Here is a 16,519-nt window from a genome sequence, read left to right as displayed (position 1 = left end):
AAAGAGAAGATAAAATGTAAGGAGTGTTATATGACTGATTTTTTTAAACAGATGATAGAAAAGACCAGTGACGGGATTATGTATGTTTCTGTAGATGGGACAATACAGTATTGGAACAGAGGATGTGAGCTGATATTCGGGATTTCGGCAAAACAGGCAATTGGGGAAAATCTGGATATAATAATTCCTGAAAGGCACAGAGAGAGGCACTGGACAGGCTTCAACAAAACAGCACGGACAGGAGAGAGCGCCTATGCTGATAAAATGCTTTCAGTCCCTGCATTGTCTGCAAGTGGTGAAAAGCTCGTTATAGAGTTTTCTATGCAGATGATAGAAGAGGGTGGCGAAGTTGTGGGGTTCAGCTCTATAGTGAGAAATATCACCGAAAAAAGAGGGAAATGAATAACATAGTTATACCGCTTGTTACAGTTAAAGCTGCGCTGAGGGCATTGACCTTTATTGGTTGATGCCCTCTTTGTATGCGTGGATGAATGAGCTAGTCACAGCTTTCGAGCTTATAAGTCATTGCGGGGAATATAATGGACGAAGTTTGTTAATCACGTGCGGAGCAATAGAGCCACGGGGTTACACGTGGGAATCTATTAAGAGGTGTAACATGGTGCGGGATAATATAAAGTTGACAATAGATGCTGTAAATATCTATCTTAAATAGTAGTCATATGTTTTTATGAGGTGTGAAGTGCCCATAGTTTTGTTCTTCCTGCTTCTTTTGTCGCTTCAAATTGTCTATCTGCCGGGTTTCTCCACTCAGGGGGAGAAGGTTTCAAATCCCCATCAAACTGTTATTGCAGGGGGGAGCAGCAGTAATCCGCCTTATGAGTTTCTGGACGAAAACGTTGAACCTCAGGGGTATAATGTTGAGCTTATCCGTGCTTTAGCCAGAGAAATGGGGCTCAGCGTTGACATAAAACTGGCGAACCCTGATAAAAACCTCAAGCTTCTCAGACAGAGAGAGATAAGCATTCTGGAAGGGGTGAGTGAGGTTTATGCACGGAAGCATGATTTGTTTTTCTACCCCCATACTGAAATACATCAGAATATTTTCGCAAAAACCGGAGATAATTATCCGGTTAATTCTCTGGAAGGGCTTAAAGGTAAAAAGATTTTGGTCACGAAGGGCGGAGTGACTGATAAATATCTGGAGCTGAATGAGTTTAAAGCGAACGTTACTCTTGTCAATACCCGTGCGGAGGCATTAAGCAAGCTTGCTCTGAATGATTATGACTACGCTGTTTTTGCTAATATTTCCACCAGAGACCTTGAAAGACAGCTGATGTTTCTGGAAAAACTTTATGGCAGGAGCATGGTTGTTCCGGCAGGTGAAATATTTCCACCCCTTCAATATGGTTTTGCTGCACTCAAAGAGAATACAGAGCTTAGCAGGAAGCTTGTTGAGGGTATTAAAAGTCTGCACACCAGAGGTGTTGATTCTGAGATTTATGCCAAATGGCTCGGTCCATATAGCTCTGATGAGAAAGTGAATACCAGAATTGAAGTCGGCAGACTGATTCTGAGTACACTTCTTCTGCTGATCTGTACCGTTACTTTTTGGAACAGGTCTCTTCAGAAAGAGGTGGATAAAAGAACAAAAGAGCTTGAACGCCAGCAGCAGCAGCTTATTCAGGTTGATAAGCTGGCATCTCTGGGAACTCTTGTCTCCGGTGTTGCCCATGAGATTAACAATCCCACCGGACTTATACTGTATAATCTGTCTGTTCTGGAAAGGATTTATCAGACAGCAGAATCGACCCTCGAAGAGAGATATAAAGATGAGGGGGATTTTTCCATAGGCGGACTGCGCTACTCCATGCTTCGTGAAGAGTCTGGAGAGGTCTTTACAGAGATTAAAATGGGGGCAAGCCGCATAAAGCAGATTGTTGATGATCTTAAAGGGTTTGCAAAAAAAGGTGATGATGAGCTCACAGAAAAAGTTTTCCTGAATCATGTACTTTTTGCGGCAGTTAGACTTATTGAGGGTTCTCTGAAAAAAAGGAATTGCGAAGTTAAAATATCCTGCGCAGATAATATCCCCGCTTTTATGGGGAGTAGCCGTCGTATTGAGCAGGTTATAATCAATCTTATCATAAACGCTTGTGAAGCGAGGGATGATAAAAGCCAGACTATATACGCAAGAACATATTACTCTCAGAAAAATAATGAAGTGGTGCTGGAAGTTGAAGATCATGGGGTTGGCATACCGGCTGACCAGCTTGACTCTTTGCTGGACCCATTTTACACTACGAAGCGTAACGAAGGGGGCACAGGGCTGGGGCTTTCTATCTCTGCCACCATTATCTCCGAACACAGGGGAAAAATAAAATTTGACTCAAAGGTTGGGGAGGGTACAAAAGTATCTGTGTCTCTGCCTGCTTTAGCTGGAGAATAACCAATGGAAGAAACTCTTTATCCGTCATTCAGTGTGCTTCTTGTGGATGATGAAAACGCATGGCTGAGGATCATGAGCATGACTCTCAATATGGACGGTGGGATAAATAACGTAATCCGCTGTCAGGACAGCAGGGAGGTTATGGGGATTCTCGAGTCCGAAAACGTCGGACTTATTCTCCTTGATATAAACATGCCGCATATAAGCGGAAAGGAACTCCTGCCGCAGATAGTCTCAACATATCCCGGTATCCCTGTGATAATTGTTTCTGGGCTGAATCAGGTTGATACTGCTGTTGAGAGTATGCAGAACGGTGCTTTTGATTTTTATGTTAAAACAGGTGAGAAAGAACGCCTGCTCAAGGGGATACAGAGAGCTATTAAAACTGTTGATCTCGAACGTGAGAATAGAGAGATTATCAGCCGCTTTATGAAGGGCAGACTGGACAGACCGGAAGCTTTCAAAGATATAATAACCTGTAATCAGAAGATGTTTTCGATATTCCAATATATAGAGGCAATTACTGTGAGCTCCAAACCGGTTCTTATAACAGGCGAGAGCGGAGTAGGGAAGGAGCTGATCGCAAGATCTATACATGAGCTTAGTAACAGGAAGGGACCTTTGGTGACTGTTAATGTTGCCGGGCTGGATGATTCGGTATTTTCAGACACTCTTTTCGGGCACAGCAGAGGTGCATTCACCGGGGCTGATTCTGTAAGGAAAGGGCTTGTTGAAAATGCCAGTCAGGGGACCTTGTTCATGGATGAGATAGGTGATCTCAGTGTTACATCACAGGTTAAGCTGCTCAGGCTTTTGCAGGAGGGTGAATATTTCCCTCTTGGCAGCGATATCCCGAAGCGCATTAGTGCCAGAGTGATAGTTGCGACCCTTCAGGATCTTGAAGTTAGTCAGGCATCAGGAAAGATGCGCAGAGACCTGTACTACAGACTTTGCGCTCATCATGTTCATGTCCCGCCGCTCAGGGAACGTAAGGATGATATCCCTGTTCTTCTTGATCATTTTATACAGCAGACAGCCGATGAACTGGGGAAAGTTAAGCCTGTTTATCCTGACGAGCTGCCTGTACTGCTGGCTAACTATGATTTCCCGGGTAATATACGCGAGCTTAAAGGTATGGTTTTTGACGCCATGAGCACTCATAAAAGTAAGATGCTTTCGATGGATGCCTTTAAACGTGCCATAGACAGACAGCCTGCTGAGACTGTTCTTGTGAAGGATCCTTCTGGTAATATATTCGATCCGAATAAGCCGTTGCCCAAACTGAGCGATATCTCTAATATATTAGTGAATGAAGCTATGAAAAGAAGTAACAATAACCAGTCCATTGCTGCTAGGCTCCTTGGCGTTTCACAGCCAGCCCTTAGCAAGCGTCTTAAAAAGATGACCGATGTGGATGCATAAAAAACCCCTATAACTTTTGTAATAGCTATAACTTTGGGGAAGTCTGGTAATGCCTTGATATTTAAGGATTACTGCTATCGGTCAGAATTTCGTATCGCTGTGGTTATACCCCTTCGATAAATACTCTTCTGAGCATATGCCTTTTATTATGAATGCTTTATGGGTCTCGATCTGTTTGGCATTTCTATTGCTTTATTTATTGTTATATTAAGTTTGCTTGTGACAAATAACTAATGTCAGTCATGAGCGGGAGCAAAAGAAAATGTCCAAAAAATATCGCTTAGAACACGACTTGCTTGGCGAGAGAGAAGTTGACAACGATTGCTACTACGGAGTTCAGACTCTTCGTGCAAAGGAAAACTTTGAGCTTAGCGGTGTAGCTATTTCATCAGTATCATCACTTATAGATGCCTTGGCATATGTTAAAAAAGCAGCAGCAATGGCAAACCTTGAGCTTGGGCTGTTGTCTTCTGATGTTGCTCACGCAATATGTAAAGCTTGTGACAGAATAATTGATGGCGAATTCCACGATCAGTTTGTTGTGGACGTCTTTCAGGGTGGTGCAGGAACATCTACCAACATGAACGCCAATGAAGTTATAGCCAACGTTGCGCTTGAGATAATGGGGTTTGAGAAGGGGGACTATAATCATTGTCACCCGAACAACCATGTAAACTGTTCTCAGTCAACAAATGATGCATATCCTACAGCTTTCAGAATAGCCCTTCATTTTGAGCTTAGAAAACTTATGGCGAGCATGCTTGTTCTTCAGAAAGAATTTGCTAAAAAGGGTGAGGAATTTGCTGATGTACTGAAAATGGGACGTACACAGCTTCAGGACGCAGTGCCAATGACACTTGGGCAGGAATTCGCTGCCTATGCCACAACAATCAGCGAAGACATAGATCGTGTATTTGAAACTCATAATCTTGTGCATGAGATTAACCTTGGTGCAACAGCAATAGGAACAGGTCTTAATGCTCCCACCGACTATGCCCGTCTTTCTACTCAGTGTCTTCGTAACCTTACAGGTATTCCGCTCAAAACATCTGCCAACCTTGTTGAAGCAACATGGGACACAGGTGCATACATGCAGATATCCGGGACTCTTAAAAGGTTTGCTGTGAAATTATCTAAGATATGCAATGACCTGCGCCTGCTCTCATCTGGCCCCCGTGCAGGATTCAACGAAATAAATCTTCCTAAGATGCAGCCGGGTTCATCTATTATGCCGGGGAAAGTGAATCCTGTTATCCCTGAGGTTCTTAACCAGATAGCGTATCAGGTTGTCGGCGGAGATATCGCCATCACTATGGCATCAGAGAACGGACAGCTTGAGCTGAATGTTATGGAACCGGTTATTGCTTATAACCTTTTTCAGTCAATGAAGCTGCTGGACAAAGGCTGTATCACTCTTGCAAATAAATGTATCTCCGGTATTACAGCAAACAGAGAAGTTTGCAGAAAGATGGTGGAAAACAGTATAGGGATAGTAACGGCTCTTAATCCTTGTATTGGTTATGAAAATTCGACTGCTGTGGCAAAGGAAGCACTTGAAACAGGCGCATCAGTGTATGATCTTGTTCTCGAGAAAAAACTTATTTCAAAAGAGAAACTTGACGAAATACTTTCACCTGAAAATATGATGCATCCGAAATTTATATCCGTTTAGAGAGAGTAAAAGTACGCAGAATATAGTGTACACTTTATAGAAGACACAAGGAGTTATATTATGAACATTATACTTGGTATAATCATTATCTTGGCAGCAGTTTATTTTCTTGTTAAGCAGTATGATACAAGGATGGTTCTCATCGCGGCCGGTCTGCTTATGGCTGGTATCGCAATGGATCCTCTGTCTGTGCTTGATAGTTTCGCAAAACGCATGACAACAGGCGGTCTTATACAGGCGATCTGTTCTGTTATGGGGTTTGCGTTTGTCATGAAGGCTACCAAATGCGATCAGCACTTTATCCAGACTGTAGCGAGTGTGATTGCAAAAGCACGTTTTCTATTGATCCCTGCGGCAACACTTGCAACATTCGGCATTAATACTGCACTTCCCAGTGCGGCAGGTACAGCGGCTGCGGTAGGGTCTATTTTTATCCCTATTCTTATTTCTGCTGGAGTTCATCCGGCATTAAGTGCTACAGCAGTTCTTGCAGGGACATTCGGCAGTATGCTCAGTCCCGGTCTTTCTCATAACCCTTTCATCGCTAAACTCGGCGGGGTAGATGTTATGAGTGTTATAGGTGTTCACGCCCATGCAGATATAATAGCAGGGGTGATAGGAGCTTTAAGTCTTACAGTAGTAGCTTTTTTTATGAAAGAGCATAAAGGATATATTCCTGAAGCCGATGAAACTGAAGTTCTGATAGAAAAACCGAATCTTCTCTATGCAATAGTTCCCCTTGTGCCTCTGACAATACTTGTGCTCGGCTCAAGCGGTCTCGTCTCGGCTCTTAAGATGGGCGTTGCTCAGGCGATGATCATAGGGTGCCTCTTGGCTCTCGCCGTAACCAGAACTTCTCCGACAAAAGTTACTAAAAGTTTCTTCGACGGGATGGGATCTGCTTACGGAAACATAATGGGGATCATCATTGCAGCAGCTGTATTTGTCGGCGGTATGCAGGCAATAGGTCTTGTTGATGCGTTTATTCAGACACTGACAACAACACCTAGCATTGCCAAGCTGGGTGGGACATTTGGTCCTTTCCTTCTTGGTCTTATAAGCGGTTCCGGTGATGCGGCAGCGTTTGCATTTAACGAAGCTGTGACTCCTCACGCGAATCAGTTCGGAATGGAAGTTGTTAACATGGGCAGTATGGCTGCTCTGTCGGGCGCAATAGGAAGAACTATGTCACCTCTTGCAGGTGCTGCCATTGTATGTGCCTCAATCGCAAAAGTTAACCCCATAGAACTTGCCAAACGCAATGCTCTGGGTATGTGTATTGCTGTTGTTGTAGTTTATTTCATTTTCTAAATACAGGATGACCAGCATGAAAATCAATCCGGAAAGATTTAAAAAAGACTTTGCTGAGCTGAAACAGTTCGGGCTTCTGGAAAACGGAGGAGTTACAAGAGTTTCTTTCTCTGAAGAAGATATGGCTGCCAGAGCCTGGCTCGAAAAAGCTATGGAAGACGCAGGGCTGGAAGTAAGCATTGACGCTTTCGGAAACATGCGCGGATGCAGAGCGGGGACAGAAGACCTACCTGCTGTTATGGTGGGGTCTCATATAGATACAGTCCCTGAAGGCGGGCATTATGACGGTGTTATAGGCGTTTTGTCAGCTCTTGAGATAGTTAGAACCCTGAATGACGGGAATGTCAAAACCAGAAGACCTGTCGAAGTCGTAAACTTTTCTTCCGAAGAGTCAAGCCGCTTTGGTGTAGCTACTCTGGGAAGTAAAGCTATGGAAGGCAAACTGAATCTGGCATTACTTAATAAACTAAAAGACAAGAACGGCATTTCGCTTTATGAGGCTTTGAAAGGCTGTGGCTATGATGCCGACCATATCGAATCCGCAAAGGTTGACCCGAAAAGTATATATGCTTTTCTGGAGATGCATATTGAGCAGGGCCCCGTTCTTGAAGCCAAAAAATATCCCGTGGGTATAGTGACTTCCATTGCCGCTCCTACACGTTTTAAAGTTACTATAAAAGGCTTGGCTGACCATTCCGGCAATACCCCTATGGGAATGCGTAAAGATGCTCTTGCCGGTGCTAGTGAGCTTGTCCTTGGTGTTGAGCGGATAGCTTCTTCCGAGGCGGGTGAAAAAACAGTCGGTACTGTCGGCTATTTGTATGTAACTCCCGGTGCTATGAATGTTGTTCCGGGAAAAGTTGAGCTCGGGATTGATATTCGTGATGTATCCATGGAAGATAAAAATAAAGCTGTTCAGGCTGTCAAAGACCTGATTGCCGACATCGCTGAGAGAAGACATCTCGATATAGAGTACGAACAGCTATGTAATGATGAGCCTGTCGCTTTGTCTGACAGGGTGATTAGCACCCTTCAGGAAACTGCAGATGAGATGGGGATATCATACCTTTCTATGCCTAGCGGTGCAGGGCACGATGCTATGAATATGGCGCACTTTACAGAGGTTGGGATGATCTTTGTGCCGAGTGCGAAGGGTATCAGCCATAACATCGAGGAGCATACCTCTATGGATGAGGTTTGTTTCGGGGCAGACCTATTACTGAAAGCCACAATTAAGCTGGCTGGGGAATGAGATTATGACAGATAGAGTAAAAGAGATTGTTGACGGTATAGCAGGAAAGCTCGTTCAGTACAGGCGTGATTTTCACAAACATCCGGAGTCTGGATGGACTGAGTTCCGTACAACTTCCATCATTGCCTCTAAGCTTAAAGAGCTGGGTTATGAAATTAAGCTGGGGAAAGATGTCATATGCAAAGAAAGCATGATGGGGGTTCCCTCTGAGCAAGACCTTGAGCTTCATATGAAGCGTGCTGTGGAGCAAGGGGCTGACCCTGAACTTGTCCAGATGATGAAAGGCGGGCTGACTGGGGTGGTTGGCGAGCTTAAATGTGGTGAAGGTCCGGTTATGGCTTTGCGCTTTGATATTGACTCCAATGATATTTCGGAAGTGCAGGATGAAAGCCATTTTCCTTACAGAGAAGGATTTGTGTCCATAAACCAGAATGCTATGCATGCTTGCGGTCATGACGGACATGCTTCTATCGGGCTGGGCGTTGCAGAGGTTTTGACAAAATTAAAAGACCAGATAAAAGGAACTGTCCGTATTATCTTTCAGCCTGGCGAAGAGGGCGTACGCGGTGCCGGTCCTATGGTGGACGCGGGAGTTGTTGATGGTGTTGACTTTATACTGGGTGGGCATATTGGTTTCCGAGCGACTAAAACAGGTCAGTTCATATGCAGCACTGACAAGTTTCTTGCCACTACTAAATTCGATGTGACCTTTACCGGTGTACCGGCTCACGCAGGCGGAGCTCCGGAAGCTGGGAAAAATGCACTTCTTGCCGCCGCCGCCGCTGCACTGAACCTGCATGCTATCCCAAGGCACGGTGAAGGTGCATCACGCATCACCGTTGGTGTTCTTAATGCAGGGCAGGGGCGCAATGTTATCCCTCCCAACGCTCTTATAAAAGTGGAAACAAGGGGCGAAACATCAGAAATTGACGACTTTATGTTTGAAAGTGCCAAAAATGTTATCGACGGCGCTGCTAAAATGTATGGCGTAAAGTACGACCTTAAGCTGATGGGGAAAACCAAAAGCGGAGAAAGTGACGCTGAGATGATGGAAATAGTTAAAAAAATAGCTGAATCCATGGACTTTTTTGATAAAAATGAAATTATTGATAAGACTAATATGGGTGGGAGCGAAGATTACTCTCACATGATGACTGCTGTTCAGAAAAGTGGCGGAAAAGGTACTTTTGTTATGTTCGGCAGTGAACTGACTGCGGGGCACCATGACTATCATTTTAATTTTGACGAGTCATGTCTTGCACCGGGTGTTGAACTGTACGTCAGGAGCGTGTTGAATATACTTTCTTAAAGATCTACAGGTGATATGGTTCCGCTGGAGGGGTGCCGACGGAACCACCTATTTTCTGTTGTCTGGTTTTTTTGCAGCGGGGATAGAAAGCTCAACAATAGCACCGCCGTCCTTCTGGTTTTCAATTGCGATTTTTCCATTAAGGTGTTCTTCTATCACAATTTTGGTCATGTAAAGACCGATACCGGTTCCTCTGCCTTCTTCCTTAGTGGTGAAATACGGATCAAAAACTCTGCATAGGACTTCATTAGGTATCCCTGTGCCGTTGTCGGTTATTTTGATTTTAACTATGCTGTTTGTGCTCGTAACGTTGATTTTTATCAGACCTTTTTTATCTGCTGTGTTGTTTTGCAGCTCTTCTTCTATCGAATCTGCTGCGTTATACAGCAGATTTATCAATGCCTGCTTAAATTCTCCAACATAGCCGTTTACCATGACATCTTGACTTTCACAACCGGGGTATTCAGAATAGTTCGTATAGTGAAATTTTTCCTGATCGCATTGACAGGAGAAAGCGATATCTATATTTTTTGTTTTGAACTGTGTGACTATCAGGTTCACCAGATTTATAATTTCAAGCGTCACGTCAAAATTCACTTTTGACTTATCAGATTTGAAGAAATTTCTGAAATCATCAATTGTTTTGGACATGTGGTCTATAAGTTTGCTATATACCTTGTCATAATCCTTCATCAGTTTATCGTTGAGGTTGTTATCAGTGAGTATTTCAACCATCTCCTGCCCGATCAGCCCGAGGGCATTTAGCGGCTGCCGCCATTGATGGGCTATGGCATTTATCATCTGTCCCATATCCGCAAGTTTTTTCTGTTGAATAAGTTTTTGTTCCTGTATATTCAGCTCTTTTTTTAGGTTCAGTTTTTCTGTGATGTCTATTGTGTTGGAGATAATGCCGATTATTTTTCCTTCATCATTTAAAAAGGGTGACAGTGTTGTTTCAGTATTTATTGCTTTGCCTTCTGATATAAATATTTCCCCTTCATACTGCACTATTTCGCCTTTAAGTGTTTTCTGGAATTTGGGTTTGATAAAGTCAAATTTCTCTGCCCCTATGATTGTGCTAACATGTTGTCCGATGAGTTCTTTTTCTGTTTTGTTGAAAAATTTTAAATATTGTCTGTTAACCTGAATATATTTGTAATCCATGCTTATAATTGAGATAAAAGAGTTCAAGGAGTCAAATAGCTGCTTAAATGTCATCTCCTGATTCAGACGTTTTAATGTCTCCTGTTTGACAAGTGTTTCCAGCTCTTCATTGATAGATTTCAGTTCCAGATGAGTCTGAATCCTTGCCATGAGTTCCTTCTCGTTGAATGGTTTTGTAATATAGTCAACTCCACCCAGCTCAAACCCAAGCACAATATCCTCTGTTAAAGATTTTGCTGTTATGAATATTACCGGAATATTACGTGTGTTAAAGCTTTTCTTAATTTCCCGGCAAACTTCATAGCCATCCATACCTGGCATCATAATATCGAGTAGAATCAGGTCAGGATAAGGGGGGGATGCAAGTATTTTTAACGCTGTTGCCCCGTCTTTAGCTATTTTAATGTCAAAATCACTACCCAGCAGGTCAGCAAGCACTCTTATATTTTCAGGTGAATCGTCAACTATTAAAATGGATGAATGAGTTAATTTAATCATCTGATTCCTCCATGTCTATGCCGAGTTGTAAGGTGGCTTTTTTAAGCGTTACTTCTGCTTTGGAATAATCAAAATCATTTATTTCAGACTCCAGTTTTTCAAATATAATAGGGTAGCTTTGGAGCACGCTTGAAAGCTCAGTCATTGTTTCATCCGGTACAAGTTTGAAGTTGGATATTATATCTAAAACAGTTGAAAAAACTTGTTTGATCCTCTGGTCAGAACACTGGATATTATTACTGCTTTGATATGTGTCTGCATCGATATTGTTTATATTTATAATGACATTATCAAGCTCACTGCAAAGTTCTTGTGTCAATAACGTTGTCGAATCCAGTTTTTCATCAAGCAGTGCCTGCCGGAGATCTATTGCCATTTTAACAATTGTCACTGCTCCGATGTATCCGGCGGCACCTTTAAGCTCGTGGAGAAATATTTCTGCCTGCTCGAATTGCTTATTTTCCATTAGCTTATTCAGGGTTGTTGCTGCATCTTTGTAGTCGTTTCTGAAAGTTGCGATTGCTGCCCGCAGAAGTTCCCAGTCATAGTTTATTCGCTTTCCGGCTGATTCTATATCGAGGCAAGTGATTTTATTTTTTGTCAATTGCTGAAAATACTCATCAGAAGGGCGCATCTCCTGTATTTCGTAGTCAACCTGAAGCCACTTGCATAATACTTTAAAAAGTATTTCAATATTGATAGGCTTGGACAAATGGTCATTCATGCCCACTGCAAAGCATTTCTCCTTGTGAGTATCCAGTGCATCAGCGGTTAGCGCTATTATGGGAAGTTGTTTTTTATCAAATATCTGTCTTATTTCTGCAGTGGCACGGTAACCGTCCATTACGGGCATGTGTATGTCCATCAGGACGGCATCATATTTTTTTGACTTAACTTTTTCCACAGCGTCTTTACCGTTCAGGGCAACCTCAACTGTTAGTCCGAACTTTTGTAATGTTTCCTGAGCAACAAGGCGGTTTACGCTATTGTCTTCTACCAGAAGCACGCTTTTGCCGCCTATGTCATTCCCCGGGTAAGCCTTGGCAACTTCATTGTATGTTTCAGCTTCGGCAGAGTTTTTCGGATATTGAATGTTCACAATGGAGTCAAATAATATTGACGGAGTGACAGGCTTGCTCAGGACAAAGTTAAAGTTATCGTTTCCTGACATTTTTTCTGTGAGTTCTTTCTCATAAGCTGTGACCATTATCATTATAATTTTATCATGAATACCGCTGTCTCTGCTGAATTCTCTGATCTTTTCAGCAGTTTCGAATCCGTCCATGCCAGGCATCTTCCAATCTACTAACACTAAATGAAAAGGTGAGCCTTTTTCATGTTCTGCCTGGGCAAGTTTTAAGGCACTTTCACCATCTTTTGCTGTATAAACTTCAAATGACCATGACTCCAGTATTTTGCGCAGAATTTCCCTTGATGTTTCTTTATCGTCCACGACAAGGGTTTTCATCCCGTAGAGATTGTTAGGATTGCTTGAAACAGCATTTACAGGTATTTGTAAGGTAAGTTTGAAGCTGAAAATACTGCCCATATTTATATCACTTTCTACGGTGACAGTTCCACCCATCATGCTTACCAGGTTTTTCGTTATCGCAAGCCCTAACCCTGTCCCTTCGTATCTGCGGGTAGAAGTTTCGTCTACCTGAGTAAAGGCAGTAAATATCTTTTCAAGTTCATTTGCAGGTATGCCAACCCCCGTATCTCTGACAGAAAACAAGATACTGATGTCACTGTCCGTAATTTCTGTCACCTCAGCCTTTATGTGTATTTCTCCTTCGTCGGTAAACTTGACTGCATTGCTGACTAGGTTAATCAGGACTTGTTTGATTCTCAGGGGATCGCCTGTGAGGTGCTGAGGGATTTCCGGATCAATTTCAAAAAACAGCTCCAGACCTTTTTCTTCTATCTTAATTGTGAAAAGGTCGTCAATACTCTTGAAAACACTCTCAAAGACAAAGTCATGGTTATCAATACGCAGTTTCCCGGCTTCGATTTTTGATAGGTCAAGGACATCGTTAAGGATACCCAGCAGAGCCTTTGCAGAGCGGTCTATCTTTCTCATATAATCCTTTTGTTTGTTGGAGAGCTCTAGATCCAGCATAAGTTTTGTAAGACCAATGATGCCGTTCAGAGGTGTTCTTATCTCGTGGCTCATATTTGCCAGAAAAGAACTTTTAGCCTTGCTTGCCTGCTCTGCGGCATCGCGCGCTTTCGCCAGATCTTTATTCGTATTGAGGAGCTGTCTGTTGATAAGAGTCAGCTCATTTTCCCATTCATTACGTTTTTCAAGCGTATCGTTGAACGTGTTTACAAATATTCCTATTTCATCGTTGTATTTCCATTTTAAAGGTTCAAGGTCGGAACCGATAGCATATTCAGGAAGGATTTTGGATATAAATACAATTGGTCTGATGACCCTTTTCCATAGAAATATAAATGCCATAATGAGAAATATTGTTAAAGAAAATATAAACATCAGAACTTCTTTATTAACTTTCTGAGTCAAATTGGAAAGCTCTGTTACTGTTTGCTTTTGCAGAACAAGAACATTTTTGTTCAGCTCGCTGGAAATAGAGAATATATTTGATGTCTGGATATCAATCTGATATTTATAGTAATTATCATTGCCTGTTTTATTTGCAATTTTCAGATATTCAGTAAATACATTTTTCAATAGTTCGTGGAGCATTTTAATGTGCATTTTGCGAGCCAGCAGCTTAGGTGCCGGAGACTCAGTGAGTTTCTCTACTGTTTGGGTTGTCTGTGCATACTTGTCGAGCCATTTTGTTTTTGCCTGTTTACTGTCGAACAGAACGATTTCATATATGAGAATTACCAGATCATTCATCTGCATCGATAGCTCGTTGCTTAGATTATTTCTGATTTCCGCCGCTTTTGTCTTTTTGGAGAGATCGATGAGCAGGACTGAAAAATATGTTAACAATACTAGGGAAAGGATAGTTATTATGGCATTGATGGTTTGTATTCGCATAGTACATCACTCGATAATGGTTACAGAAGATGGTTTAACCCTCTTGAGAGGGGCTGTGTCAAAGAGTGTCGAAAAGTTTATGATTTCGTCTGCTCCGTAGTGTTTGTATCTACTCAGCCATGTTATCTGGTTTTCCATTGCTCTTGGCAGTGTATATGGGAAATTTATTATAAGTTTATGTCGCTTCAGGGCATTGACGGCGTAGTCATCCGAAAGATTAAACCTTTCTTTAACCAACTGTTTCAATTCTTCATAGTTGTTCTGAGCCCATTCCTCAGCATCATAAAGTGATTTCAGTATTTTTACTGATACTTCAGGGTTTTCCCGGTGGTATTTTTCGTCAACAACTAATATAAAGTGAAACGGCATTGATGAAGGCATAGGGAAGTAATTCAGCTTGTCTGTCTGAGGTTTAAATATGTTAAAAATAGATGTTTCCCATACAAAAAAGGCATCGAAATCAGGATTGTTAACAAAGTTTATCCGTTCATTCGGTGCTATGTTTAAAACATTTGCATCAGTATAAGCCATACCGTTTTGCTCGAGAAACACACCGCATAAGAACTCCGTGATGGTGTCGATGTTAGTTGCTATGTTTTTCCCTTTTAGGTCGGATGGTTTTGATATACCACTGGATTTTTTAGCAAAAACTCCGCTGGATATTTTAGTTGACGCATTGTTGATATCAGCATCTGTGACTGATGCGAGTATTTTGAAGTCTGTTCTGGAAAAAGTTTTTTTAACAACGACAAATTCTGTGCTTACAGAAAAATGTCCATCACCGTTAAGCATTGCATTTATGGCGTCTCTGCCTGTTGGATAGAGGGCTATTTCTGCATCAATGCCGTGTTTAAGAAAGAAGCCCTGCTGTTCAGCAATGAAAAAGAGTGTGCTGGCTTCGCCGTTATAAAGACATAATCGTGCTTTTTGTAAAGACTCTGCATCTTTACTGTTTTGAGCAGAATTGCATCCCATGCATAATAAAATTGTTAGTATAACTATAATGTTTTGTTTTATCATAAGTCACCTTTTGTAAAAAGAATAACACAACTTATTACTAGGCGCGCATGAAGTTTAATTTTTGTTTTTGATAAAAAGCTTCGTCTTTAGCTGTGGGGCAGCGTTTGCGTCCCCCATTGAGAAAATTATGGAGCATGGTGCGACTCTTCGTAAAGAAACAATCGTATCAGGTTATGAAGTGCTTATCTTATAGGTTTAGTTTGGTGGTTCAGCAATGAACATATAGCCTGTTCCCCACACAGTTTTGATATATGAAGGATTTTTCGGATCATCACCAAGCTTTGCCCTTACCCTGCTGACAGTTACGTCCACTGACCTGTTATACGCATCCCAGTCGGAGCCGTTAAGTTCGTTCTGGATGGCATCTCTGTCCATGACATTAAATGGGTGTCTGGCAAAAAGGCTTAACACAGACATTTCGCCCTGAGTAAGTTCCATTGGTATCCCGCTGAGGTATGCTCTGCCTGCTGACAGGTCTATTCTCAGATTGCCATATTCGAGGATGCCCTTCTCTTTTTTAGGGGAGATTTGACGTTCAGTCCGTTTTAATATTGCAGATATTCTTGCTACAAGTTCCCTCGGCTCAAAGGGCTTTGACATATAGTCATCAACGCCGGATTCAAGACCGGCTATCCGGTCGGAAACATCTCCTCTGGCAGTGAGCATTATTATAGGTACATCAGATATCTTTCTGATCCTTTTGCATGTTTCAAAACCGTTGATATGAGGCATCATTACATCAAGGATGATTATGGACGGCTCATCGTTTTCCAGAGCTTCTATAGCTTCCAGAGGATTGGTGTAGCTGTCGACGATATAGGCATATTGGGAAAGGTATTTGTTCAGCATCCTGTTTAGTTTGCTGTCATCATCTATAATCATTATCCTTGTTTTCATAAGTTGTACTCAAATATTATATATTACAGCAATTACGACTGCTGATATAAAAATAGCGGCTGTTATAAGAAATGCAATACCGTTCAGGTTTTTCATTGAATTCTCCTTTTCAAGAAGGGGCGCCGCCCCTATCGTTCAGAGCGGCACTTATTTGGTTTCAGGCAAACAGACTATCATCGGCATACTCGGTAATGTCGTTGCCAAAGTGGAGGAGGTATCCTCCCCCCTCGTGTACCGGTATCCAATAGGAATCGATAACCTGTTCAGTTGTTTCCAGTTTGCAGACCGCTCTGGTGGCTGTTTTAGTTTTAAGTGCCTCAGCGGCACGGCAGTATTTTGCATGAGATACTCCGGGAGTTAGTTCGTGGCATTTTATACCTTTAGGTATTCCCATCGTGTTTGCTGCTTTGTTAACTGTAATGATATCGTGCCTGCGGGAGAGAAGCATTACAGGAGAGGGGTATTCGTCCCACATCATATGAAAGGCTTCCAGAACTTGTTCCTCTGTTTTTGTATTTTTGTTTTCCATTTTTGCCTCCGTGAATAAATATATATTT

12 protein-coding genes are annotated in these 16,519 nt (G+C 42.2%); 7 read left to right on the top strand and 5 right to left on the bottom strand.

The window, feature by feature from the left end; genetic code table 11:
* The first annotated feature begins 30 nt into the window (after nt 1-30).
* The 7 genes from DACET_RS10405 (at nt 31) to DACET_RS10375 (ending at nt 9,373) form a co-directional block, all read left to right on the top strand.
* Complete coding sequence (locus DACET_RS10405; RefSeq protein ID WP_013011333.1) at nt 31-402, top strand: PAS domain S-box protein; 372 nt, start codon at nt 31-33, stop codon at nt 400-402.
* 298 nt (nt 403-700) lie between these two features.
* Nucleotides 701-2,407 carry an ATP-binding protein gene (locus DACET_RS10400; protein ID WP_013011332.1) on the top strand — a complete coding sequence of 569 codons (1,707 nt, stop codon included), beginning with the start codon at nt 701-703 and terminating at the stop codon, nt 2,405-2,407.
* Nucleotides 2,408-2,410: 3 nt separating this feature from the next.
* The gene (locus tag DACET_RS10395; RefSeq protein WP_013011331.1) at nt 2,411-3,829 is read left to right on the top strand and encodes a sigma-54-dependent transcriptional regulator; all 1,419 of its coding nucleotides are present in this window, start codon (nt 2,411-2,413) and stop codon (nt 3,827-3,829) included.
* Between the two features lie 262 nt (nt 3,830-4,091).
* Nucleotides 4,092-5,501, top strand: a complete 1,410-nt coding sequence (gene aspA / locus DACET_RS10390; protein WP_013011330.1) for an aspartate ammonia-lyase — start codon at nt 4,092-4,094, stop codon at nt 5,499-5,501.
* 60 nt (nt 5,502-5,561) lie between these two features.
* Nucleotides 5,562-6,812 (top strand): C4-dicarboxylate transporter DcuC, encoded by a 1,251-nt coding sequence (gene dcuC, locus DACET_RS10385; RefSeq protein ID WP_013011329.1) that lies wholly within the window; start codon nt 5,562-5,564, stop codon nt 6,810-6,812.
* 16 nt (nt 6,813-6,828) lie between these two features.
* Complete coding sequence (locus tag DACET_RS10380; RefSeq protein ID WP_013011328.1) at nt 6,829-8,064, top strand: Zn-dependent hydrolase; 1,236 nt, start codon at nt 6,829-6,831, stop codon at nt 8,062-8,064.
* Nucleotides 8,065-8,068: 4 nt separating this feature from the next.
* Nucleotides 8,069-9,373 (top strand): amidohydrolase, encoded by a 1,305-nt coding sequence (locus DACET_RS10375; RefSeq protein WP_013011327.1) that lies wholly within the window; start codon nt 8,069-8,071, stop codon nt 9,371-9,373.
* Between the two features lie 48 nt (nt 9,374-9,421).
* Here DACET_RS10375 and DACET_RS10370 read toward each other — a convergent pair whose 3' ends face one another.
* The 5 genes from DACET_RS10370 to DACET_RS10350 form a co-directional block, all read right to left on the bottom strand.
* Nucleotides 9,422-11,035, bottom strand: coding sequence for a response regulator (locus DACET_RS10370; RefSeq protein WP_013011326.1), 1,614 nt, complete (start codon nt 11,033-11,035; stop codon nt 9,422-9,424).
* Nucleotides 11,028-13,997 (bottom strand): response regulator, encoded by a 2,970-nt coding sequence (locus tag DACET_RS10365; protein WP_169304225.1) that lies wholly within the window; start codon nt 13,995-13,997, stop codon nt 11,028-11,030. Before DACET_RS10365 ends, DACET_RS10370 begins: the two co-directional genes overlap by 8 nt.
* A 54-nt stretch (nt 13,998-14,051) precedes the next feature.
* Nucleotides 14,052-15,020: an ABC transporter substrate-binding protein gene (locus DACET_RS10360; protein ID WP_169304224.1), complete on the bottom strand. Its 969-nt coding sequence runs from the start codon at nt 15,018-15,020 to the stop codon at nt 14,052-14,054.
* A gap of 240 nt (nt 15,021-15,260) precedes the next feature.
* The gene (locus DACET_RS10355; RefSeq protein WP_013011323.1) at nt 15,261-15,962 is read right to left on the bottom strand and encodes a response regulator; all 702 of its coding nucleotides are present in this window, start codon (nt 15,960-15,962) and stop codon (nt 15,261-15,263) included.
* Nucleotides 15,963-16,119: 157 nt separating this feature from the next.
* Nucleotides 16,120-16,491 carry a hypothetical protein gene (locus DACET_RS10350; protein ID WP_013011322.1) on the bottom strand — a complete coding sequence of 124 codons (372 nt, stop codon included), beginning with the start codon at nt 16,489-16,491 and terminating at the stop codon, nt 16,120-16,122.
* Between the last annotated feature and the right edge of the window lie 28 nt (nt 16,492-16,519).

This window comes from Denitrovibrio acetiphilus DSM 12809, assembly GCF_000025725.1.
Classification (GTDB): Bacteria; Chrysiogenota; Deferribacteres; order Deferribacterales; family Geovibrionaceae; genus Denitrovibrio; species Denitrovibrio acetiphilus.
The sequence above is the reverse complement of the archived record's forward strand: the minus strand, read 5'-3'. Positions and strand labels throughout refer to the sequence as shown.